This is a genomic window from Rickettsiales endosymbiont of Stachyamoeba lipophora, from assembly GCF_003932735.1.
In the GTDB taxonomy this organism is placed as follows: Bacteria; Pseudomonadota; Alphaproteobacteria; order Rickettsiales; family 33-17; genus RICK01.
The window spans coordinates 1,089,808-1,111,250 of sequence record NZ_CP033611.1 but is presented as its reverse complement, the minus strand read 5'-3'; the positions used below and the strand labels follow the sequence as shown (position 1 = coordinate 1,111,250).

General features: G+C 32.6%; 18 protein-coding genes. 12 read left to right on the top strand and 6 right to left on the bottom strand.

Going from position 1 to position 21,443, the window contains the following annotated elements:
- Positions 1–272: 272 nt before the first annotated feature.
- From queF to EF513_RS05110, 7 genes are all read left to right on the top strand, one after another.
- Complete coding sequence (gene queF, locus EF513_RS05140) at positions 273–1,088, top strand: NADPH-dependent 7-cyano-7-deazaguanine reductase QueF (protein ID WP_125216341.1); 816 nt, start codon at positions 273–275, stop codon at positions 1,086–1,088.
- Between the two features lie 3 nt (positions 1,089–1,091).
- Entirely contained in the window at positions 1,092–2,474 is a 1,383-nt protein-coding gene (gene radA / locus EF513_RS05135; protein ID WP_125216340.1) for a DNA repair protein RadA, read from the top strand.
- Positions 2,475–2,899: 425 nt separating this feature from the next.
- Positions 2,900–4,054 carry a 3,4-dihydroxy-2-butanone-4-phosphate synthase gene (ribB, locus tag EF513_RS08120; RefSeq protein ID WP_125216339.1) on the top strand — a complete coding sequence of 385 codons (1,155 nt, stop codon included), beginning with the start codon at positions 2,900–2,902 and terminating at the stop codon, positions 4,052–4,054.
- Positions 4,055–4,280: 226 nt separating this feature from the next.
- Positions 4,281–4,718, top strand: a complete 438-nt coding sequence (ribH, locus tag EF513_RS05125) for a 6,7-dimethyl-8-ribityllumazine synthase (protein ID WP_125216338.1) — start codon at positions 4,281–4,283, stop codon at positions 4,716–4,718.
- Between the two features lie 5 nt (positions 4,719–4,723).
- Positions 4,724–5,203: a transcription antitermination factor NusB gene (locus EF513_RS05120; protein WP_164503832.1), complete on the top strand. Its 480-nt coding sequence runs from the start codon at positions 4,724–4,726 to the stop codon at positions 5,201–5,203.
- 86 nt (positions 5,204–5,289) lie between these two features.
- Positions 5,290–5,733, top strand: a complete 444-nt coding sequence (locus EF513_RS05115; RefSeq protein ID WP_125216336.1) for a hypothetical protein — start codon at positions 5,290–5,292, stop codon at positions 5,731–5,733.
- Positions 5,723–5,944: a hypothetical protein gene (locus EF513_RS05110; RefSeq protein ID WP_125216335.1), complete on the top strand. Its 222-nt coding sequence runs from the start codon at positions 5,723–5,725 to the stop codon at positions 5,942–5,944. The genes EF513_RS05115 and EF513_RS05110 overlap by 11 nt, the downstream gene beginning before the upstream one ends.
- A 243-nt stretch (positions 5,945–6,187) precedes the next feature.
- Here EF513_RS05110 and EF513_RS05105 read toward each other — a convergent pair whose 3' ends face one another.
- Positions 6,188–6,820 (bottom strand): helix-turn-helix domain-containing protein, encoded by a 633-nt coding sequence (locus EF513_RS05105; RefSeq protein ID WP_125216334.1) that lies wholly within the window; start codon positions 6,818–6,820, stop codon positions 6,188–6,190.
- Between the two features lie 206 nt (positions 6,821–7,026).
- On the opposite strand from EF513_RS05105, the gene EF513_RS05100 reads away from it, so the two are divergent.
- On the top strand, positions 7,027–7,581 hold the full coding sequence (locus tag EF513_RS05100) for a hypothetical protein (protein ID WP_125216333.1): 555 nt from the start codon (positions 7,027–7,029) through the stop codon (positions 7,579–7,581).
- A gap of 355 nt (positions 7,582–7,936) precedes the next feature.
- On the opposite strand, the gene EF513_RS05095 is transcribed toward EF513_RS05100, so the two are convergent.
- The 4 genes from EF513_RS05095 to EF513_RS05080 are packed head-to-tail and all read right to left on the bottom strand — an operon-like array spanning position 7,937 to position 12,091.
- Positions 7,937–8,716 carry an ABC transporter ATP-binding protein gene (locus EF513_RS05095; RefSeq protein WP_125216332.1) on the bottom strand — a complete coding sequence of 260 codons (780 nt, stop codon included), beginning with the start codon at positions 8,714–8,716 and terminating at the stop codon, positions 7,937–7,939.
- A gap of 2 nt (positions 8,717–8,718) precedes the next feature.
- Positions 8,719–9,501, bottom strand: a complete 783-nt coding sequence (locus EF513_RS05090) for an MlaE family ABC transporter permease (protein ID WP_206425222.1) — start codon at positions 9,499–9,501, stop codon at positions 8,719–8,721.
- Positions 9,470–10,615 carry an alanine racemase gene (alr, locus tag EF513_RS05085; protein ID WP_125216330.1) on the bottom strand — a complete coding sequence of 382 codons (1,146 nt, stop codon included), beginning with the start codon at positions 10,613–10,615 and terminating at the stop codon, positions 9,470–9,472. The genes EF513_RS05090 and alr overlap by 32 nt, the downstream gene beginning before the upstream one ends.
- Before the next feature lie 15 nt (positions 10,616–10,630).
- Positions 10,631–12,091, bottom strand: a complete 1,461-nt coding sequence (locus tag EF513_RS05080; protein ID WP_125216329.1) for a replicative DNA helicase — start codon at positions 12,089–12,091, stop codon at positions 10,631–10,633.
- A gap of 687 nt (positions 12,092–12,778) precedes the next feature.
- On the opposite strand from EF513_RS05080, the gene EF513_RS05075 reads away from it, so the two are divergent.
- Entirely contained in the window at positions 12,779–14,035 is a 1,257-nt protein-coding gene (locus EF513_RS05075; protein ID WP_125216328.1) for a hypothetical protein, read from the top strand.
- 66 nt (positions 14,036–14,101) lie between these two features.
- On the opposite strand, the gene secA is transcribed toward EF513_RS05075, so the two are convergent.
- Positions 14,102–16,705 carry a preprotein translocase subunit SecA gene (secA, locus tag EF513_RS05070; RefSeq protein ID WP_125216327.1) on the bottom strand — a complete coding sequence of 868 codons (2,604 nt, stop codon included), beginning with the start codon at positions 16,703–16,705 and terminating at the stop codon, positions 14,102–14,104.
- Between the two features lie 181 nt (positions 16,706–16,886).
- Here secA and EF513_RS05065 point away from each other — a divergent pair, with 181 nt between their 5' ends.
- The 3 genes from EF513_RS05065 (at position 16,887) to clpA (ending at position 21,166) form a co-directional block, all read left to right on the top strand.
- Positions 16,887–17,750 carry a peptidylprolyl isomerase gene (locus EF513_RS05065; RefSeq protein ID WP_125216326.1) on the top strand — a complete coding sequence of 288 codons (864 nt, stop codon included), beginning with the start codon at positions 16,887–16,889 and terminating at the stop codon, positions 17,748–17,750.
- Positions 17,722–18,366, top strand: coding sequence for a hypothetical protein (locus EF513_RS05060; RefSeq protein ID WP_125216325.1), 645 nt, complete (start codon positions 17,722–17,724; stop codon positions 18,364–18,366). The genes EF513_RS05065 and EF513_RS05060 overlap by 29 nt, the downstream gene beginning before the upstream one ends.
- A gap of 487 nt (positions 18,367–18,853) precedes the next feature.
- Positions 18,854–21,166 carry an ATP-dependent Clp protease ATP-binding subunit ClpA gene (gene clpA / locus EF513_RS05055; protein WP_125216324.1) on the top strand — a complete coding sequence of 771 codons (2,313 nt, stop codon included), beginning with the start codon at positions 18,854–18,856 and terminating at the stop codon, positions 21,164–21,166.
- Positions 21,167–21,443 lie beyond the last annotated feature (277 nt).

The window sequence follows — 21,443 nt, the reverse complement described above, 5'->3', positions numbered from 1 at the left end:
GCATTTATTAAACTATTGTAATTATTATTAATGTTATAATACTCAAAATTTTACTGCAAAACTTACCAAGTATTTACTTTTATCCATAAATGGCTATTTTAATATTCTACTAACAGAACTTGAGATTGTTGAGGAAATTTTAGAAGAAATGCCTAGTCTTAAGAAGCTGAACTTATATAAACATAAACGAAGCAAACCCTAAGCAAATTTCTATGATAAATTTACTTGCAAGATTTAAACCGACAAGAGAGCTACAATAAGTGAGGATATAAATGCTTGAAAATTCACCGCTTGGGCAAAAAACAACTTATCAAAACAAATATACTCCAGCTCTACTCTTTCCTATTGCTAGAATTCACAAAAGAGTGGAAATAGGCATTGATGATCACCATTTACCGTTTATAGGTTACGATATTTGGAATGCCTATGAAGTATCTTGGTTAAACCCAAAAGGTAAGCCTATTGTTCAGTTACTTGAAATAATTTATCCAGCAAATAGCAAATTTATTATAGAATCAAAATCTCTAAAATTATATTTAAACTCCTTTAACAATACTAGTTTCAACTCAAGTGATGAAGCATTACAAACTATCAAGCAAGATCTAGAACAAACCTTACAAACCAGAATTACTCTCAACCTAGTTGATCCGGAAACAAAACTAGGTATTGAGGCTCCACAAGGCACCTTAATTGATTACCTTGAGGTAGAAATCACCGAATATTTTCCCAATCCTAAATTATTAGTTATAAAACAAGATATCACGCATGAAACAGTTTACAGCAATCTGCTTAAATCAAATTGCCTAATCACCTCCCAACCAGATTGGGGAACTATAATAATAAAATATCACGGCCAGCAAATTGACCACGCCTCACTTCTTAAGTATATTATCAGCTTTAGAGATCATAATGAATTTCATGAGCAATGTGTGGAAAGAATTTTTAAAGATATTATGGATCAATGTGACCCTAAAATTCTTACTGTTTATGCAAGATATACCAGACGCGGTGGCATTGATATCAACCCAGTTCGCTCTAATGATCCACAATTTATAATTCCACAAAACTTAAGATTAATAAGGCAATAAGTTATGGCAAAAAAAAGCAGCCAATATATCTGCCAAGAATGCGGCAGTGTTAGCCAAAAATGGCAAGGTAAATGCCCTGATTGTGGCGCCTGGAACAGCATAATCGAAGAAGCAATTAACGACAATACTAGCTTTTATGCTAGCAAAGTTAATAAACTTAATAATAATCAAATCCAATTTTTTGATATAAACCAAGAAATAGCTGAGCAAACCAGAATTAATTCATATTACCAAGAGCTAAATCAAGTATTAGGAGGTGGGTTTGTACCTGGTTCTGCAGTATTAATTGGGGGTGATCCAGGCATTGGTAAATCCACTTTATTGCTACAAATAACTGCTAAATTATCTAGCCATAATCATAAAGTTATTTATGTATCAGGTGAAGAATCCGCCTCTCAAATTACCCTAAGAGCAAAAAGACTTAACATCAACAATTCTGGGCTTAAGCTACTTACTGCCACTAATTTGGACCTTATTCTAAACAAGGTGAAAGATGAACAGCTGGATTTTTTAATCATCGACTCTATTCAAACCGTATTTTTAGAGGCAATTGGTTCTGCCCCAGGTACAGTTTCACAAGTTAGGGCCTGCTCACATGAACTTATACGTCTTGCTAAAGAACGTAATATTACTCTTATTTTAGTAGGACATGTTACTAAAGAAGGACAAATTGCTGGTCCTAAAGTATTAGAACATATGGTAGATACCGTACTTTATTTTGAGGGTGAAAGCAGCTATCAATACCGACTGCTTAGATCGGTTAAAAACCGCTTTGGCAGTATTAATGAAATTGGTGTATTTGAAATGCATGGCAGCGGGCTCATTGAGGTAACCAATCCCTCTTCGCTATTTATTGGCGAAAGAAGCCAAAATATTAGCGGCAGCAGTATTTATGCTGGCATTGAAGGAACTAGGCCAATATTTGCTGAAATTCAAGCATTAGTTGCCCCCACCTTTATGGCCACTCCTAGACGTGCAGTAGTAGGTTGGGATAACAACCGACTTGCAATGATCATTGCAGTACTTGCCACACGCTTTGGACTCAACTTAACTGATAAAGAACTTTATTTAAATGTAATGTCAGGACTTAAAATTAGCGAGCCAGCCATGGATCTATCAGCAGCAGCTGCTTTAATTTCTGCAGCCACCAACCAACCGATCATAGAAAACTCAGTATTTATAGGAGAAGTTGGCCTTTCAGGTGAAGTGCGTACGGTTCAACATCTTGAAACCAGAGTTAAAGAATCCGTAAAACTTGGTTTTAAAAATATAATTACCCCTAAATTTACTAAAGATAATGAATTAAGAGATACCCTAACTAAACAGCAAATTCAACTTCATGAAATTAAGCATATTAAGCAGCTAAAGCAGATTATATTTAGTTAGACCATAAAAAAATTTATTTAAACCGCAGTAATATATAATCGATATAGTCATTAAGCTAAGTTGATGATGCTAAGATCTTTTCTTAAATCATCTAACTTGCGAGACTATACAACAAGGAGGATATATTAAAGCTAGCAGCACGATTATTGATAATAGGACCACTTGAGCTACTATTATTTTTTAATTACCTTTATATAAATTATACTAATAAATATGGTATAAATAACTGTAGCTCATCCCCTTATGAAACCGATCTTTAACCCTTCACCTAGGTTGAATAATATTCACTCTTATCTCTTACTTTGATTTGAATAATGGCTCTTTTAAAATTGCTAACTAATTAGCAAGTAATAATTTTATAGAATTTTAATTTAACATCTCTCTAAATTTTGGTATAAGCAAATTAACTTAAGAATATTATTTTGATGATCTCCTCAATTGATGAAATTATTGCTGAAGCTAAAGCCGGCCGGATGTTTATTCTGGTAGACGACCCTAACCGTGAAAACGAAGGGGATTTAGTTATTCCTGCTCAGTTTGCCGATAGCCATACTATTAATTTCATGACTAAATATGGTCGTGGACTTGTATGCCTCACAATTAATCAAGAACAAGCACACAAGCTCAAGCTCAACATGATGAGTAATAATAACCAATCGATGTTTAAAACTGCTTTTACCACTTCAATTGAAGCAGCAAGTGGGATTACTACTGGCATTTCAGCGCATGATCGCGCTCACACTATTAAAACAGCAATCAACTCGCATGCAACCGATAAAGATATTGTTTCCCCCGGGCATGTATTTCCAATTATTGCTCAAAATGGTGGGGTATTGGTTCGCGCAGGTCACACTGAAGCTTCAGTGGATATTGCGCGTCTGGCAGGACTTAGCCCTTCAGGAGTCATTTGTGAGATAATGCATGATGACGGCACAATGGCCCGTATGCCGGAGTTAATCCAATTTGCCAAAACCCACAATTTAAAAATTGGTACAATTGCTGATCTAATTGCTTATAGACGCAAATATGAAAAGCTAGTTTTACCAATTTGTGAATCTACTCTTAGCACTCAATATGGTGAATTTAAAGCGGTAGTTTATCAAAACTTAATTGATCAAATTGAGCATGTAGCATTAATCAAAGGCAATATATCTTCTGAACAGCCTGTACTAGTGAGAATGCATAGCATTGATATATTATCAGATTTAATTAAAGATACTTCCTATCACAAACAACATATCTTAGACCAGTCTTTTGAAATAATCTCTAAGGAAGGCGGTGTAATCGTATTAATCAGAGATCTTAGAACTGACCTTATTAGCCATAATCTAATTAACCGTGATAAAAATCAAGATTCTAACATTCATCAAATTAAAAATTATGGGATTGGAGCTCAAATCTTAATTGATCTTGGTATTAAAAATATGACACTTATTAGTAACAATCAAAAGATAGTTACCGCTCTGGAAGGGTTCGATATAAACTTAGTAGGTTATAGAAAACTTAATGTTTCTAGCTCAACTCCTAATTTTAATAAAATAAAAACCACTCTTACTGTAATAAATTCTCATAAAAAATGACTAAATTTATTATAAAACCAAAAGAAAAGAAGAGCTTTTAGAAACAATGCGGTTGATGAAACGGAAATTGCCTAAACATAAATGACCACTCAAAACAAATTTTGATGCCAAAATTACCTTTTATACTGAGTTTATAAAAAAGCTTAGTTAAAAGATAGTGACGTTTTGGAAAGGATTTGATATAAGTTTGAGCAAATATAATAGCTCAAGTAGTTAGGTAAACTAAATGAAACATAATCTATTGTTAGTTAATGCTAATTTTTATGATCATATTTCTAGCATGCTAATTACCGGCGCAGTTAAAGAGATCGAAAAACATCAAGATTTAAATTATGATATACTTAATGTGTCTGGGGCTTTAGAAATTCCTTCAGTAATTAATATGTCATTACACGGTCAACGCAAATATGATGGCTATATTGCTTTAGGCTGCGTTATCCGTGGAGAAACCACACATTATGATATGGTTTGTGAATTTTCCTTTAAAGGACTAAGCGACCTAGCTATTAAGCATAATTTAGCAATTGGTTATGGCTTATTAACAGTAGAAAATGAAGCACAAGCATTAGTGCGCGCAGATATTAATCAAAAAAATAAAGGCGGCTTTGCCGTTAATGCTTGCCTTGAACTAATCAAACTTAAAGAATATTTTTACATTTATTAGCAGAAGTGACCGATAACATACAACAAATTACCCCTGAAGAGCAAAAAAAACTAACACAAGCTAAAAAAGCTGCAGCACGACTTGCTGCAATTCAATTTTGTTATAGCTTGCTACTGATCAATAAAGAGAGTGACCCTGAAAACATCTTAACCTTAAACAAAATGTTTTCTGAGAGCATCGTAGAAAAACCTGATAAAAAACATTATTATAATCTAACTAAAGCCATTAAATTTCATACCACTGAAGCCAAAATAGAGCTCGCTCCATTTCTAGCAAACGGCAAAAGTTTTGAACAGCTTGATAAACTATATCAAGCAATCTTACTTACTGCCGCATGTGAAGCCAAAGAGTTTAAAGGCTCTGTTCCGCCTAAAGTTATTATTAATGAATATACTAATGTGGCAGCTTCATTTGCTGATCCTTCTCTTACCAAGTTTATAAACGCAGTAATTGACAAATTTGTTAAAAATTTAAATTTATTATAAAATTTAATAACTTTACCTATTTACAACTTTAATCAATCTGTTTACAATCAACACAAAGGTTAAAAATATAACTATTTGGTAATAGTATGTCATTTTTTATGAATTACCACAAACCTAAAGTGCAGTCAGATAGCTCCAAGAAAACTGCTGCTACTTTAAGTTTAATAAAAAAAATTCAAGATTTTTTGTTATTGAACACTAATCTTGATGAAATATTTAATATAGATAATGATAGCTTAGCTCAATTTGCTGAATATATCACCACTATGTATGAAGAAGAATATGAAGAATTAATTTTAGATCATAAAAAACTGTTTGATTTAATCAGCGATAAACAAGATCAACTAATCGAAAATCTTCTTAGCAAAAAATCAGTAATGGACGGTCTACAAAGTTCTGAAATTAACGATAGAATTTCAAATAACAAAATCTTTAACCAACTAACAACACCTCATCAAGTTAAAGTTTTTGCTCAAGTTGCCAGTTTCATTTATAAAAACAACTTACAGGTCATACGCCATGAAGAATAGAGTCGAGATTGAATTTAAGTTAACTCTTCCTAACAAGACAGTAATGGATCAACTAGTAAAAGATTTTAGCGCGCCTCTTAATAACTTACCAGGCAACATACAGCATACGACAGCAAAAACAATGGCAACCCAGCAACCATCTGCACCAGGCAAAACTCATGCGGAAGATATCAAGAAATCCAGAAGTTCTATAGCACGTGGTAGGTTGTAGTTGACTTTATATATTTTAGATTGAAAATATTACCCAAGAGACAAGAATAAACACAATACCTTTATCTGTTAATCAGACTATAACTCTTTAAATTTAACTATAAACATAATAATTAGAGCATTAACCTCTCAACAAGGTTCTGCTTCACCCTACCAGTTCGCAGGCGAGTATTATATTAATCTTAAGATGTTACTTAATTGGTTATCAATGAAAGTTGATGAATAATTGATGCTAAAATACAATTTATGTTTGAATTATTTTTTTTACAATACCAATAATTTTATAATTTCCCATTTCTTCAACTTTAGACTCTGCTAATGATTTAAAGAAAAATGTATTATTCTCAGTGGCAACAATTTTCAATGTTAGAATACTTTTGATATCAATTAATAATATATCATTATTTTTTATGAAGATAGGTAATGAAATGATCAAAATAGCCCCGGAAGTAAAAGGAGAATAGTAATCTTGCTTTAATTGATAAGCTAAAATAATATCGGGAAGCGTTTTGCTTATCAAATATTTACTTTGAATATTATTAATGCCTTTATTATTAAGGATAATATCCTGATACTTGTCATCATCTATTAAAGGTACTGAAATTAAGCCAGTATCTTCATTATCTGAAATTTCCTTATTTAATGGTTCCATGCCTAGTAGCTGGCCAATAGTAATTTCAAAATGCTCTGCTAAAGAAATTATTGAATCTAATCTAGGTGTATGGGCTGCGTCTAATATGTTATATAGGCAAGCCGCAGTAATATTAGTAGCTCTACTTAATTTGGCTATAGACATATTATGTTTATGAATAAGCTTCTTTAAAATATCAGCCATACAGCCATAATTTTTCTCTAGCTTGGTTCGGTTTAAAGTCATACTTTTAGTTACTTTGCATTTAAAAAGAGGATGATTCGGAAAACTAATATAGTACTATACTATATGTTATGTCTATAAAATATTTACTTTTAAATAAATCTTTTTTAATAATAAAAAAATTTTATAAAAATATAAAAAGTTTTATAGACTTATAAAATATTTTATACTAAAGGTTGAGTTAAGGGAACTTTTTTGAAAGGTAGAAAATGATAGTCAATCACTATTATATCAATCAGTTTTTAAATAGCTCTAGATCTTTATCTTTAAAAATTTTTATTAAATTAATGTATTTACAGGAATCTAATATAAATTTCACAGAAGAAGTTAGCGTTTGCAACTTTGATTTCTCAGGCTTTTCTTTGAATAACTTAAATTTATCTGGGATTATTTTTGAGAATTGTATTTTTAATGAATGTTTTAAAAACAATTTTCAGAACTCCTCCTTTGAACATTGTCGCTTTACATCTCCTTTGTATGAATGCGATATGAGAAACTCATTATTTGTTGATAAGCTTGAAAATCCTTTAATATTTATTAATTGTTCTTTTTCTTTGGATATACTTGAAAATTCTTTAGAAGATTACAAAGATAATATTGGCTATATTAATAAAGTATTGGCTGATAGCTCATGTATTCCTAAAAAAGCTCAGCTAATTTTTAACTCTAATAAAAACTTAGAACATTACATTGATACTAATTATGGTTGGGCAGATAATCTAAATTACTACGACTCCCTATATAAATACTTACAACTAATATAAGGAGTAAAACTTATTAAAAGCTAACCTCTGCAAATTATTAATAGCTTCATCTTGCTACAGCATGATCTTCGTCGCAACACATTACCTTTGCACCTTTGCTAATTATTTTTTTAGTACATTGTGCAATTGGATAATGATAAAAAATCAGGATTCTAAAGGGTATCTTCAAATCCAACCTATATTTTGATTATTGCTAGTTTATTGTGCTCATTGATTATCAATATAGACTTTCCTAAGGGATACACATATCATTTAAAAAAGTATAGCAGCAATGTAGTTAATAAATTTAACTAATTTATTAACTTATCTAGTAAAGCACAAAAGTAGCTTTCCAAATAACATTCAAAAGAAGACTTTAAACCGGTACAATAGGTCCTTTAGTTTCGCCATGTATAAATTGATTTACAAATTCATTGCCTGAAGAATATAAGTTTTCTTGAGTACCTTGCCATACAATATTACCGCCGTGTAACATAGCAACCCGCGAAGCAATCTTGGTTACACTGCTCATATCATGAGTAATAGTAACCGTAGTCGCTCCAATTTTTTGGGTACATTCTAAAATTAGTTCATTAATAAGGTTGGTATTAATTGGATCGAGCCCTGAAGTTGGCTCATCAAATAATATAATTTCCGGATCAGCTGCAATTGCCCTAGCAAGAGCTGCACGTTTTTGCATCCCTCCGGAAAGCTCTGCAGGATAAAGATCTGCCACATTACCGTTGAGACCTACTTGTTTTAATTTTTCAATTGCTATTTCTTTAGCGCGTTCTTTACTAAATTTAAAATTATGCAATAGAGCAAAAGCTACATTTTCCCAGATCTTCAAGCTATCAAACAGAGCTCCACCTTGGAAAAGAACTCCTATTCTATTCATTACATCTAGTTTATTGATATTGCTGAGCTTATAAAAATCCTGCTTATTGATAAACACTTCGCCTTGATCAGGGGTAATCAGTCCGATTAAATTTTTTAAGAATACTGATTTACCGGTTCCTGAAGCACCAATAATTACTATTGATTCACCGCGTTTAATCTCTAAAGAAATATTATTTAAAACCTTTTTAGAACCAAAAGATTTAGATAAATTTTTAACTTCGATAATTACATCATTATCAATCATATTGCTTGTCATAATTAATTCGTAAAAAATACTTGAGTGAGGAAATAGTTACTACATAAAATAAGAATAGAGGCAGTTACCACTGCATTAGTAGTAGCAATGCCTACACCTTGGGCGCCCTTACCACAATTAAAGCCATTAAAGCATCCCATTAATGCCACCATAAACCCGAAAACTGCAGCTTTTACCATTCCTGAAATCACATCAATTGTTTCTAAATATTCAAAACTATTTTTAATATAGGCCACTTCACCAAATGAAAGCACTTTAGTACTAACAAAATAACCACCAAACACACCAATGATATCTGCGATCACCACCAGTAACGGTAAAGTAATAGTAGCAGCAATAATCCGTGGAGTTACTAAATAATTAATTGGTTTAGTTGAAAGAGTAATTAAGGCATCAATTTGCTCGGTCACACGCATAGTTCCAATTTCTGCTGCAATCGCCGCTCCCACTCTACCTGCAACCATCAGGCCAGCAAGTACCGGACCCAACTCGCGGGCAATAGATAAAATTACCACTGTAGGAATAGCACTTTCAGCAGAAAAGCGACTAAACCCGCTATAAGATTGCAAAGCAAGCACAGCACCAGTAAAAATCGCAGTTATGGCTACTACTGGTATAGAACAATATCCAATACTAAATAATTGTTTTAATACTTCTTTAGGATAAAAATTTTTAAAATCAAAAATGGCTAAAATGGCTTTTAGACCAAAATGACTAACCTTACCAACCGTCCCAGCAAGCTGCAGGGTAATTTTACCCAAATTTCGTAACAAGTTTTGCATTATTATTTATAACTTCTTGATTGTTTAAGAAATATTTTTTCTCAATTCTGCCTGATAGTCTAGTAAATAATTCATAAGTACTAGTAGAAGAGGTATAAAAAATCATCTCATATGTTATATTTTTGCCTAATATTTCCACCATATCACCAATATGAATCAAATTTTCTGGTACTTGAGAAATATCAACCACCATATAATCCATTGACACCCTTCCCACCACCGGTAAGAAATAACCTTTATAATAAACTCGCCCGCGGTTACTAAATGACCTTAAATAACCATCCGCATAACCAATGCCAATGGTTGCAAGCGTAGAATCTTTTTTAACTTTATAAGTAGCATTATAACCAACCTGGCCAAATTCATCTACGTTTCTGATTTGCAAAATTGGTGCATTAAGACTAACCGCAATTTGCAAATCTGGATGGTCTAGCCCTAATACCTTGCTAGGTCCATATAGTCCTTTACCAATACGAGCAAGATCATAGTAATATTCTTTACCTAACGTCGACCCTGCAGAATTCACAAAACTTTTTAGGGTTGATGGGAATTTATTCGCAATTTGTTGGAACTGTCTCAGTTGGAATCTATTCTGCGCGCTCTCTCTTTCATCCGCGGAAGCTAAATGACTCATCACATATCTTAAGTCAATAGAGCTAAAATCATTTTCACTAAGCTTAGTTGCATCGTTCATATTAAATCCAAGCCTATTCATACCAGTATCAAAATGAATTACTGCCGGTAATTTTTTAGAAAGTTGTTTAGCATAACTCATCCAAATTTCTAATTGATACCAATCATTCAGCACAGGAATCAAATTAAAATTATCAAATTCCTTAACTTCATTTTGAAACACCCCACTAAAAACATAAATTGCTGCATTGTTTCCTAAATAATTTCTAAGCTCTATCCCCTCACTTAAAGTAGCAACAAAAAATTGCTTACAATTTGCCTGAGTATATAAAGTCCTAGCCACTTGGCTAACCCCTACCCCATAAGCATTAGCTTTTACCACTGCTGAAGACGCTGTAGGTGAAAGAATCCGCTCATAAATCTTATAATTTGTAATAATGTTATTTAAATTAACTACTAATTCTGGCGGGGAAATAAAAGTCATGATAAAACTAATCTTTTAAATTGAATTACGGTTAAAATCACTAAATTTGGTTAAAGCGGCATCAAAACAAAGTTTAGCATCTCCAATCGGACCACTTCTATGTTTTGCAATAATAACATCTGCTGTTTTTTGAGCAATAGTTTCTTCATGCTGGAATTCAGCGGAGTTTCTATGTTCTGTATCTTGCTTACCTTTTTTACGGTCAAGATAGTAGCTTTCTCTGTAAATAAACATTACAATATCAGCGTCTTGCTCAATACTTCCTGACTCCCTAAGATCAGACAATAACGGGCGCTTATCTTCCCTTTTTTCTACGTCCCTTGAAAGCTGGGATAAAGCCATTACCGGCACGTTAATCTCTTTAGCAATCGCTTTTAAGCCTTGTGTAATTTCTGAAATTTCCTGTACCCGGTTCCGTTCTTTTGAGCTACCCACACCTCTTAATAATTGTAAATAATCTACAAAAATCATGCTAACATTATGCTGTCTTTTCATTCTTCTAGCTCGAGTTTTTAACGCACTAATGGTTAGTGCGGGCGTATCATCAATGAAAATTGGCAAATGTTTAATTGTAGCTACCGTATGCTGCAGCTTATCAAACTGCTCATGACTTAAAGCGCCTTTATTAATATTTTGTGAAAAAATTTCAGAAGCCATTGAAAGCAATCTTTGGGCTAATTGTTCTCCTGACATTTCTAATGAAAAGAAGGCTACCCCCTTTAACGGTTCTTCGCTATTTTGTTGATGCTGTGCAAAATAATTCTGAGCAACATTATAAGCAAAATTCATCGCCAAAGCGGTTTTACCCATTGAAGGACGCGCAGCTAAAATAATTAAATCAGAGTCTTGGAATCCACCCAAATAATAATCGACGCTATTAAAACCGGTAGATACGCCACTAATTTTACTGCCGCTTTGATAAAGCTTTTCAGTCTTTTTAATAACTAATTCCAATCCTTTAGATAGCTTTTGTACGTTACTTTCAGCATTACCTTGAGTGGCAAGTCGAAACAAGCTTTGCTCTATTTGCTCAATCTGTTGGAAAGCACTTTCCATTTCCTCATGGCTGTAGGCTTGGTGCATTGCCTTTTGGGCAATCTCAATTAATTCTCTTTTGAGGCTTAAATCAAAAATATGCTTGGCATAATCTACAAAGTAAAATTCGCTACTAGCAAGCGCTGCTATACGATTTAAATATTCTGCCCCATCTTCTTCTTTTAACGCTTCATCGCGATCAAAGAGGTTCTTTAACACTACTGGATTAGCAATTAAGCCCTTATCAACCAAATTATAAATTGCCTGGTAGATACGTTGATGAATGGGCAGGTAAAAATGTTTGGACTCTAAAAAATCAGCTACTTGGTTAATAATATTATTATCAATCAGTAATCCCCCTAACATCATTTGCTCTGCCAGCAAGTTTTGAGGCATTTGCTTCGCTTCCGGCTCGTTTCTTATTAGCTTAAATGCTTCCATAGATATTAAATTAAGTATTTTAAAAATTTAGGCTAGTTTAGTTGATATTATCAAACTTGCTATAACTTTCTATATTTTTATAAAGGTTTGTTTTATATTATGTTGTAGCCATTAATCTGGTTACATATCTTTGCTAGCCTGGATAAATTTGCCAATTAAAAACTATGCTTGCTTCTAAATCAGCATAAAAATGCAGTTTTTTGAACAATATAGCCGATGAAGCGCAGTATCTACAATTTGAATACATAGGCAAATTTTGACATTAACTTTAGTTTTTACAATGATTTTTAACATTATTTTGCTAAAAATTCTTAAACTCATATGTATTTTCAATAAGAGAAAAATGACTTATAAAGGTAGTTTATAAAGTGTTATGCTAATCCTTTATTTATAAATATTTACCCAAACAAAAAAATAACCAACTGCTTGTAATAACCCTTCGATATTCTGGCTAAGGCGCTTACTATCTGTTTAGGTGGCAATGTAATTCGCCAATCTTCCGGACTAAAGGCCTCTAAACCTGCACCCCACTCGTTCCATCTTTTGCTGTTGTACGCCTACTAATTTTAGTATTTTTTATAGATAAAATGCAATTTTCTAATTGTATACTTTATTTAAAGATGGCTTTTTTGGCAAAAAAGCCATACAGTTAATTTATTAACCGATAAAACTATATTAACACTATATATGAGCAAAAATAATCCTTTTTATATTACTAGAGAAGATTTTGTTAATACAATTAAGCAGTTTAAACAAGAACACGGTATTAAACTTAAACAATTATTTGCTACTGATAGCCGTAATAAATTTTACTACCAAGAGCTACTCAAGCAATTTTTTGATAATCCGACCATTCTAGAATATTTAACAAGAAGTGCAGAGCAAGTAGAATTTCTTGAATATCGCCCTAACTTAACTAGCCATCCTGACGAGCAAGACAAGTTCAATTCTGATTATTATGAATTAAAAATTTATCAATTACTTAAAACTCTCATTCCGTATCGTGACCGAGCTACAAGTGATAGCTTTTATAAAGTTGGCACAGATCACAAACTCACAACTACCTTTGTACAATTACGCTCTGATGCCTTACAGCAAGGCATCCTGGTAGATACTGTAAAGGATATTTATCAAATTAGAACCTTTATAACAACTATTTTATTAAGAAAATATGATCAAACTGCAGAACCAGAGCATACAGCAAGGCTAGATGCTCTTCCTAATTTACGGTTTGTCATTACTCCTAATTGGAAAGATGGCCATGCAACCACTATAGTTCATATTCTTGACTCACAAAACAATAAAGCACTAACTAGCATTTTAATTAATTCTCGTATAGACGAAGGTTACGTTGATTTTATTTCAGGAAGATTTAACTTTGCAAGTAATCAAATATATTATACAGCTAAATTTAATATTGCTGCCATGATAGAGGATTATTTTCCATCATACGATGGCATCACTGAAGAAGTAATAATTTCAGCTGATGGTACGAAATCCCTTATAGGCAACAATGATTGTTTTTCAAATGATCCTAATAATATTATAGAGCTTAGCATTCAGCGTAATAATACTAGCTCGCTACAACGCTTTGCACTCCTGAAAAAAATTCCGATTATTGATGCTTCTCATAACTTACAAACAACACCAGATGATGAAAATTGCGTTCTATATGGTATTAATTTTATTAAAGCCTTAATAACAATGCTAGGTAATGGGCAAATTGCAGATAAAGTGTACACTTTATCTCACCTAGTTAATCAAGGTGATGCCCAAGTAAAGGATGAACTAATCAAGATATTTCAGGAAGATTTAAAATCCTACTTACCAATGTATTATACCGCAGAAAAAACTATAAAATCTCATGAAGATATTAAAAAGCATCATCTCAAGCAAAGATGGAATATTGGCAACGAAACGATATCCAAAGGCATTACACTTTAGTTCATATAAAAAGGCTGGTCTTGCCAATAAAAGCTAAAACCAGCCTTGTTAATAGCTACAATCCCATTAAGCCATAACTTTTCCACAGCAATATTTATATTTCTTACCAGATCCACAACCACATGGTGAATTACGCCCTGTTTTTTCTGAAGTAACAGAAGCAATTTGGGTTATCACTTTGGTTTCTTCAGGCTCTTGAAATGAAATTTTCATACGATAGAACCGTTCCATTACAGTAATTTTCCACATTTCAAGCAATGCCTTAAACATTCTAAAAGATTCTACCTTGTACTCATTCAACGGGTCTTTTTGGCCATAAGCACGTAGACCTATTCCCTGCCTTAAATGATCTAAGGCTAATAAATGCTCTTTCCATAAATGATCTAAATTTAATAAGAAAAATCTTTTGATTGCAAATATTACTACTTCTTGGCCATATTGAGAAACCTGCTCATCAAAATACTGTTTCAGTTCAGTATATAGATAATTTATCAATGAATCAGGAGTTAAGTCAGCAAGTTCAAGAATCTGCTCCTCAGTATATTCTTTATTAAATATCTTATTTAGCCTGTGAACTAAACCTTCTAAATCCCAAAATTCTGGCAATTTTTTAGCTGAGGTATGCTCATTGACTAATAAAGTAATCACATCATGCAACTGCTCAAGGAATGAATCCTCAAGGTTTTCTGAATTAATAAACTCCATACGCTGATCATAGATAATATGGCGTTGTTGATTCATTACATCGTCATATTTTAATAAATTTTTTCTAATATCATAATTGCGCGCTTCCACTTTAAACTGAGCTTTTTGTAACGCTTTAGTAACCCATGGATGAGAAAGAGCTACCCCCTCTTCCATACCGAGCCTTAGCATAGTGGCAGATAATCTTTCTGTACCAAAAATACGCATCAAGTCATCTTCTAAAGATAGGAAAAACTTAGTATATCCCGGATCACCCTGTCTTCCAGAGCGCCCTCTCAGCTGGTTATCAACCCTCCTACTCTCATGGCGTTCAGTACCAATCACCAACAATCCACCAGCGTCCATTACTTCTTGCTTTTCCAATGCATGTTGCTCTTTAATCTGAGCAGTAATTTCATTAACTTTATTTGGATCAGAGATATTTTGAGTAGTCTCTAAAAGCAACTTTTCTAAATTACCTCCCAGGACAATGTCAGTACCACGTCCAGCCATATTAGTGGCAATCATTACCGCACCCTTTCTACCAGCTTGAGCAATAATTTGCGCTTCTTGCTCATGATATTTAGCATTTAGCACTTGGTGCTTTACATTAGCCTTTTTAAGTAGTTCAGATAATGTTTCAGATTTTTCAATACTAGTAGTCCCAATTAAAATCGGCTGATTAGCCTTATGCCTTGCTTCAACTAATTTAATAATCGCATTAAATTTTTCCTTTTCAGTACGATAAACTTCATCATCCTCATCCTGACGTTTTACTGGAAGATGGGTCGGTATCTCATATACGCTAAGATTATATATTTCTTTAAATTCCGGCGCTTCAGTCATAGCAGTACCAGTCATACCGGAAATCTTATTATAAAGCCTAAAGTAATTTTGGAAGGTAATAGAAGCTAATGTTTGATTTTCATTCTGGATAGGAACATTTTCTTTAGCTTCCAAAGCTTGGTGCAAACCTTCGGAATATCTTCTACCATCAAGAACCCTACCGGTAAATTCATCCACAATCATTACTTTATGGCTACGGACAATATAATCCACATCTTTCTTCATTATAAAATGTGCGCGTAAAGCTTGATTTATATGACCCAAAACATGTATATTAATATCATCGTAAAGATTCGAATCAATAATACCCTCTTGTAGCAACAATTCTTCAACCACATTCATTCCCTCATCATTTAGATAGAGAGTTTTATTTTTCTCATCCATATCATAATGTTCAGGGGTAATATGCTTCATCAATTTATCTACTTTTAGATATAAATCTGATTTATCATCACTCGGTCCAGAGATAATTAATGGAGTTCTAGCCTCATCAATGAGAATAGAATCTACTTCATCAATTATAGCAAAATTTAAATCTCTCTGCACCATATCGGCCAAATTATAACGCATATTATCACGTAGATAATCAAAACCGAATTCATTATTAGTACCGTAAGTTATATCACATTGATAAGCTTCTTTACGTTCTCTATCGCTTACCTGGTTAGTAATACAACCAACACTAAGCCCTAAAAAACGATAAATTTTGCCCATCCATTCAGCATCACGCTTGGCTAAATAATCATTGACCGTAACTACATGCACACCTTTACCAGACAAAGCATTTAAATATGCAGGCAAAGTTGCTACCAAAGTCTTACCTTCACCAGTTCTCATTTCGGCAATATTTCCATGGTGAAGAACTCTCCCACCAATAAGCTGCTCATCATAATGTCTTTGACCAAGAACTCTTTTGGAAGCCTCTCTTACTACCGCAAAGCTTTCTGGCAATATATCATCTAAGGACGAACCTTTTGCTAACAATTCTTTAAAATAATTTGTTTTAGCTTGCAATTCCTCATCGCTTAGTTGTGAAATTTGCGGTTCAAACTCATTAATTTGATTTAAAATTGGCTTAAGTGTTGTTAAATATCTTTGATTTGCTGTTCCAAATATTTTATTACCGATAAATTTTAACACGGCTTACCCCTAGATTTTCTAATCTTCTTTGTTCAAATTTTAGAAATCAACCATACTTTACTTTTACCCATTTACCAACAAAATTTTGTAAAAACTTTATAAAGTTGTAGTTTTTCATGTTGCATATTACATTATAAGTTACTAATATTTTAGATAAATTTTAACTAAGGATGTTTTATACATGAAACTGAATAAAAAATTAAAGCTTATTTCTTCTGCTGCAATAATTTCCATTTCTCTTTATGCGTTTTCCGCAGCACAAGCGCAAGTAATTGCTAAAATTAATGATCAAAATATTACCGTAGAAGAAGTAGATCAATTTATCAAAAAAATTAACCGCGGTATGATGATTGAAGGCAAAAATTCAATAGCCGAACTTCCTGAGCAAGTACAAGAAAATCTCATTAAAGGTTATTTAGCATCAAAACTCATTAAGGCAGAGATGGAAAAAACAAAATTCAAGCCAAGCCCTAATGTGGAAGTACAAGTACAAGCTTTAAAAGAAAACTTGGTAAGTAATGAGTTTTTACAATCTAAAATCGATGCTAAGCAAAGTGAAAAAAAAGCTTTAGAAATTTACAAAGAACGCTTTAAGGAAGAAGAAGAAGTTAAAGCAAGCCATATTCTTGCCAAAAGTGAAGAAGAAGCAAATGAGATTTATAGCAAAGTAATCAAAAATCCAGACCAATTTGCAGAAATTGCCAAAGAAAGTTCTAATGACCCTTCAGCTAAAACTAACGGAGGCGCTTTAGGGTATTTTCGTAAAGGGCAAATGACTCCTGAATTTGAAAAAGTTGCTTTTGATACCAAACCTAAAACAATTTCTAAACCTTTTAAAACTGACTTTGGTTGGCATATAGTGTATGTTGAGGACAAAAAAATGTCTCCTCCTCCAAAATTTGAAAATGTGAAGGCTCAAATATTAAATGAGATTCAAGCTCAACAAATTGGTGAATATATGCAAGAATTATATAAAAGCCAAAAAATTGAAATTACTCCAGTAGCTCCAAAAAACAATGTTAACGCTGAGCCCGCTAAAAAATAAACTTGAGAATGTCCGGCATTACAAGCCGGACTTTTTTAATTTATTCAACTTACTGACCCGTGAGCAGATAGTTTTAAAATCTCATCATTTTTGGCTATTTTCAATAGCATTTCATTTAATTATTATTGTACCTATTTTTTTTGAAATATTTATTCATCATAAAATTATTGATAACAAACCTTTAGAAAATATTGTTTATTTAAATTATCTCTCCATTCCTTCAGAAAACGAAGCTAGCAACAAAAAACTTAATGAAACAATCAAAACTAGTACTAAAAACCCCCGCAATCTAATCTCAGAACAATCTGATAAAATTCAACAATCCAGCAAAGAAATTTTAAAAAATTATGAAGATCAGCTTACCAACCAAGTAGGCATGGTACTTGAAAAACATGTAGATGCTTATCAAGTAAATGGAAAATTTATTTTACAATTCACTCTAAATAAAGATGGAGATATAGAAAATATAATATTAGCCGAAGAAAGCGAAGATGAAATATCAAATCAAAACTTAATCAAAATATTAAAACATCTTCATAAATTTCTTCCAATACCTATGCACTTTCCAAAAGATTATCATTATCATTTTCATATTCCTGTAGAAATTGAGCAATAATGTTATTTGCAATATTTTTTAAAACTCATAACTTTTAATTCATAAAATATCATATTACTATTGCAGAGCAGCCAGCAATAGGCTGTGTGAAGTGTTCTTAAATAAAACCTATTGTCATAGCATTATTGCCTGTAATCATTAAAATATTTATTCATTTTCATCTAACAATATTATCAAATAGCAGTTATTTATAAAAATTAAAATATTTTCACTTCGTAAAATACATGCGCCCAAGCAAACCATATTATACTTAAAGTACTATGCCACCCTATAACAATTAATATATTAGATATTCTATCTCCAATAATGCATGAATTATCGCTTACCTCTACAACTAACCATTAAGGCTAATTTAACCTCCCAAAACTAATAAAGTTACCACATTATAAATTTATTAAGTTTTTCATATTTAAGTAAAAATTTAACTTGAGTTATCTTTTTGAACAGGTAATAATTTAATTATTAATTGTTTAACCAAAGAGTCAATATGATTTCAAGAAGCTTGGAATTATGCTTAAATAGAACCATAGAATATGCTAGGGATTTTAAGCATCAGTTTGCGTTAATTGAGCATTTATTACTTGCTTTACTTGATGATCCAGACGTATATTCTATCATCCGTGGATGCGGAGTTAATCCAGAAGTAGTGATTAATAAGCTTAAAAACTATCTAAGCCATACCAAAGGTTTAAATATCCAAAATCTTCAACTCCCCTTTGAAATTGGTCTCTCAGAATCTTTACAAAAAATTGTTCACCGAGCAACCATCAACGCTCATAATGCTGGACAAAAAGAGGTATGTGGAATTCATGTATTTGCTGAAATTTTTAATGAGCAGGATTCTTTTGCAGTAATTTGTATGAACGAACATCATATTACTAAATTAGATGTACTTAATTATTTAATGCATGGTGTTACCAAACAACAGACAGCGAGCAACCAACAATATCACTTAAATTTAAATGATAACAGTCAAAATGAACCCAATAATAATTCAGGCAAAACACATAAATTTGAGATAATTAACCCCACCCCTAGCATTAAAGAAGCCAAACCAAGCAATAATCCTCTTGACTTATATTGCGTAAATGTTAACAAGCAGGCCATACAAGGCGAAATAGATCCACTAATAGGACGTGAAAACGAAGTGGGCCGTGCTATTGAAATCCTTTCACGCCGTAGTAAAAATAATCCATTATTTATAGGTGATCCAGGCGTAGGTAAAACTGCTATGGTAGAGGGACTTGCTCAAAGGATAGTAAACAAGCAAGTGCCACACAGTTTACACAAAGCTGTCATTTATTCTTTAGACATGGGTGCCTTACTTGCTGGCACTAGATATCGCGGAGATTTTGAAGAAAGAATCAAATCAGTAATACGCGAAATTGAAAAACTACCCGAATCAATTCTCTTTATTGATGAAATTCATACTATCATTGGTGCAGGTGCAACCTCTGGAGGATCGCTTGACGCAAGCAACCTACTTAAACCAGCTTTAAGCCGCGGAAACTTTAGATGCATAGGCTCTACAACTTTTAAAGAATATTCCAATCATTTTGAAAAAGATCATGCTTTAGTAAGAAGATTTCAAAAAATTGTAGTAGAATCTACTTCTATACCTGAGAGCATCAAAATTCTTTATGGGTTAAAAGGTCATTATGAAAAGTTCCATAAAATTAATTACAAAGACGGCACTATAGAAGCCGCTGTACAATTAGCTGACCGTTACATCAATCAAAAACAATTACCGGATAAAGCAATTGATGTTATGGATGAGGCAGGCGCACATGTTAAGCTTAATTCTAACAAAAAACGTAAATATGTTACAATTGACGATATAGAAAGAATTGTTGCCAAAATTGCCAATGTACCAATTCAATCTTTAACCCAAGATGAATCTCATAAACTACAGAATTTAGAATCAAATTTAAAGCAAACCATTTATGGTCAAGATAAAGCAATTGAAGCTTTATGCTCTGCAATCAAACTCTCTCGCGCAGGACTTAGGCAAACTAAAAAGCCTATTGGCTGTTATTTATTCTCTGGACCTACCGGCGTAGGCAAAACCGAGCTCGCTAAAAAGCTATCTAGCTTTATTGATATGGAACTTATTCGTATTGATATGTCAGAATATATGGAACGTCATTCTATCTCAAAACTTATAGGTACTCCTCCAGGATATGTAGGGTTTGACCAAGGGGGAATTTTAACTGATGCCGTTACTAAAACTCCCTATTCAGTAGTATTGTTTGATGAAATTGAGAAGGCCGATTCAGATATCTATAACATATTATTACAAGTGATGGATTATGGTAATCTTACTGACCATACAGGAAAACAAATAAGCTTCTGTAATACTATTATAATTATGACTTCTAATGTTGGAGCAAAAGAATTAACCAAAGCTCCAATGGGTTTTAGCCGAGATATTAGCGGTAACGATTCAAAAGAAGCTATTAATCGCGTATTTACTCCTGAATTTTTAAATAGGCTGGATGCTATAATTCCGTTTGAACCATTAACTAATGATACTATTAACCACGTGGTAAATAAATTTATCGAGCAACTAAAAGAGCAGTTACTTACTAAACATGTTGAAATTGATTTGTCAGATAATGCGGTAAGCTTCTTAATTGAAAAAGGTTTTGATCAATTAAATGGCGCACGCCCACTAGAAAGAGTGATTGATAACAATATTAAGAAAAATCTAGCAGATGAAATTTTGTTTGGCAGGCTTAATAAGGGTGGGAAAGTTTATATTGATTGTAAAAATGGTGAGATTGATTTTGAAATAAATTAAAATATAATCCGTTTTGTGAACTCAATAGAGCTGATAAATTATTGTGTTGTATTCTAGTTTATATATAATTATCAATACAATATTTTACAAAAGGCAGTTATTAAAGCTCTTTTGCAGCTAGCCCCTTTGAGTCCAAAATCTTCCTCATTACCTTTAAGCTTACCAGCTATTACTTCCACTTATATATGGTACCTATACATATTGCTTATTTATTCAATGAAAATGGATATAAGTAACTAATTGTTTTAAATTAATTATACAAACCCGTTTCTTTTTG

Bases quoted from the DNA above. Each gene is read 5' to 3' on its own strand.
- EF513_RS05080 (WP_125216329.1), bottom strand. From the start codon at position 12,091: ATGGAAGCATTTAAGCTAATAAGAAACGAGCCGGAAGCGAAGCAAATG.
- ribB (WP_125216339.1), top strand. From the start codon at position 2,900: ATGATCTCCTCAATTGATGAAATTATTGCTGAAGCTAAAGCCGGCCGG.
- EF513_RS05065 (WP_125216326.1), top strand. From the start codon at position 16,887: ATGAAACTGAATAAAAAATTAAAGCTTATTTCTTCTGCTGCAATAATT.
- queF (WP_125216341.1), top strand. From the start codon at position 273: ATGCTTGAAAATTCACCGCTTGGGCAAAAAACAACTTATCAAAACAAA.
- EF513_RS05115 (WP_125216336.1), top strand. From the start codon at position 5,290: ATGTCATTTTTTATGAATTACCACAAACCTAAAGTGCAGTCAGATAGC.
- alr (WP_125216330.1), bottom strand. From the start codon at position 10,615: ATGACTTTTATTTCCCCGCCAGAATTAGTAGTTAATTTAAATAACATT.
- radA (WP_125216340.1), top strand. From the start codon at position 1,092: ATGGCAAAAAAAAGCAGCCAATATATCTGCCAAGAATGCGGCAGTGTT.
- EF513_RS05095 (WP_125216332.1), bottom strand. From the start codon at position 8,716: ATGACAAGCAATATGATTGATAATGATGTAATTATCGAAGTTAAAAAT.
- EF513_RS05105 (WP_125216334.1), bottom strand. From the start codon at position 6,820: ATGACTTTAAACCGAACCAAGCTAGAGAAAAATTATGGCTGTATGGCT.
- EF513_RS05100 (WP_125216333.1), top strand. From the start codon at position 7,027: ATGATAGTCAATCACTATTATATCAATCAGTTTTTAAATAGCTCTAGA.
- ribH (WP_125216338.1), top strand. From the start codon at position 4,281: ATGAAACATAATCTATTGTTAGTTAATGCTAATTTTTATGATCATATT.
- clpA (WP_125216324.1), top strand. From the start codon at position 18,854: ATGATTTCAAGAAGCTTGGAATTATGCTTAAATAGAACCATAGAATAT.
- EF513_RS05060 (WP_125216325.1), top strand. From the start codon at position 17,722: ATGTTAACGCTGAGCCCGCTAAAAAATAAACTTGAGAATGTCCGGCAT.
- EF513_RS05075 (WP_125216328.1), top strand. From the start codon at position 12,779: ATGAGCAAAAATAATCCTTTTTATATTACTAGAGAAGATTTTGTTAAT.
- EF513_RS05110 (WP_125216335.1), top strand. From the start codon at position 5,723: ATGAAGAATAGAGTCGAGATTGAATTTAAGTTAACTCTTCCTAACAAG.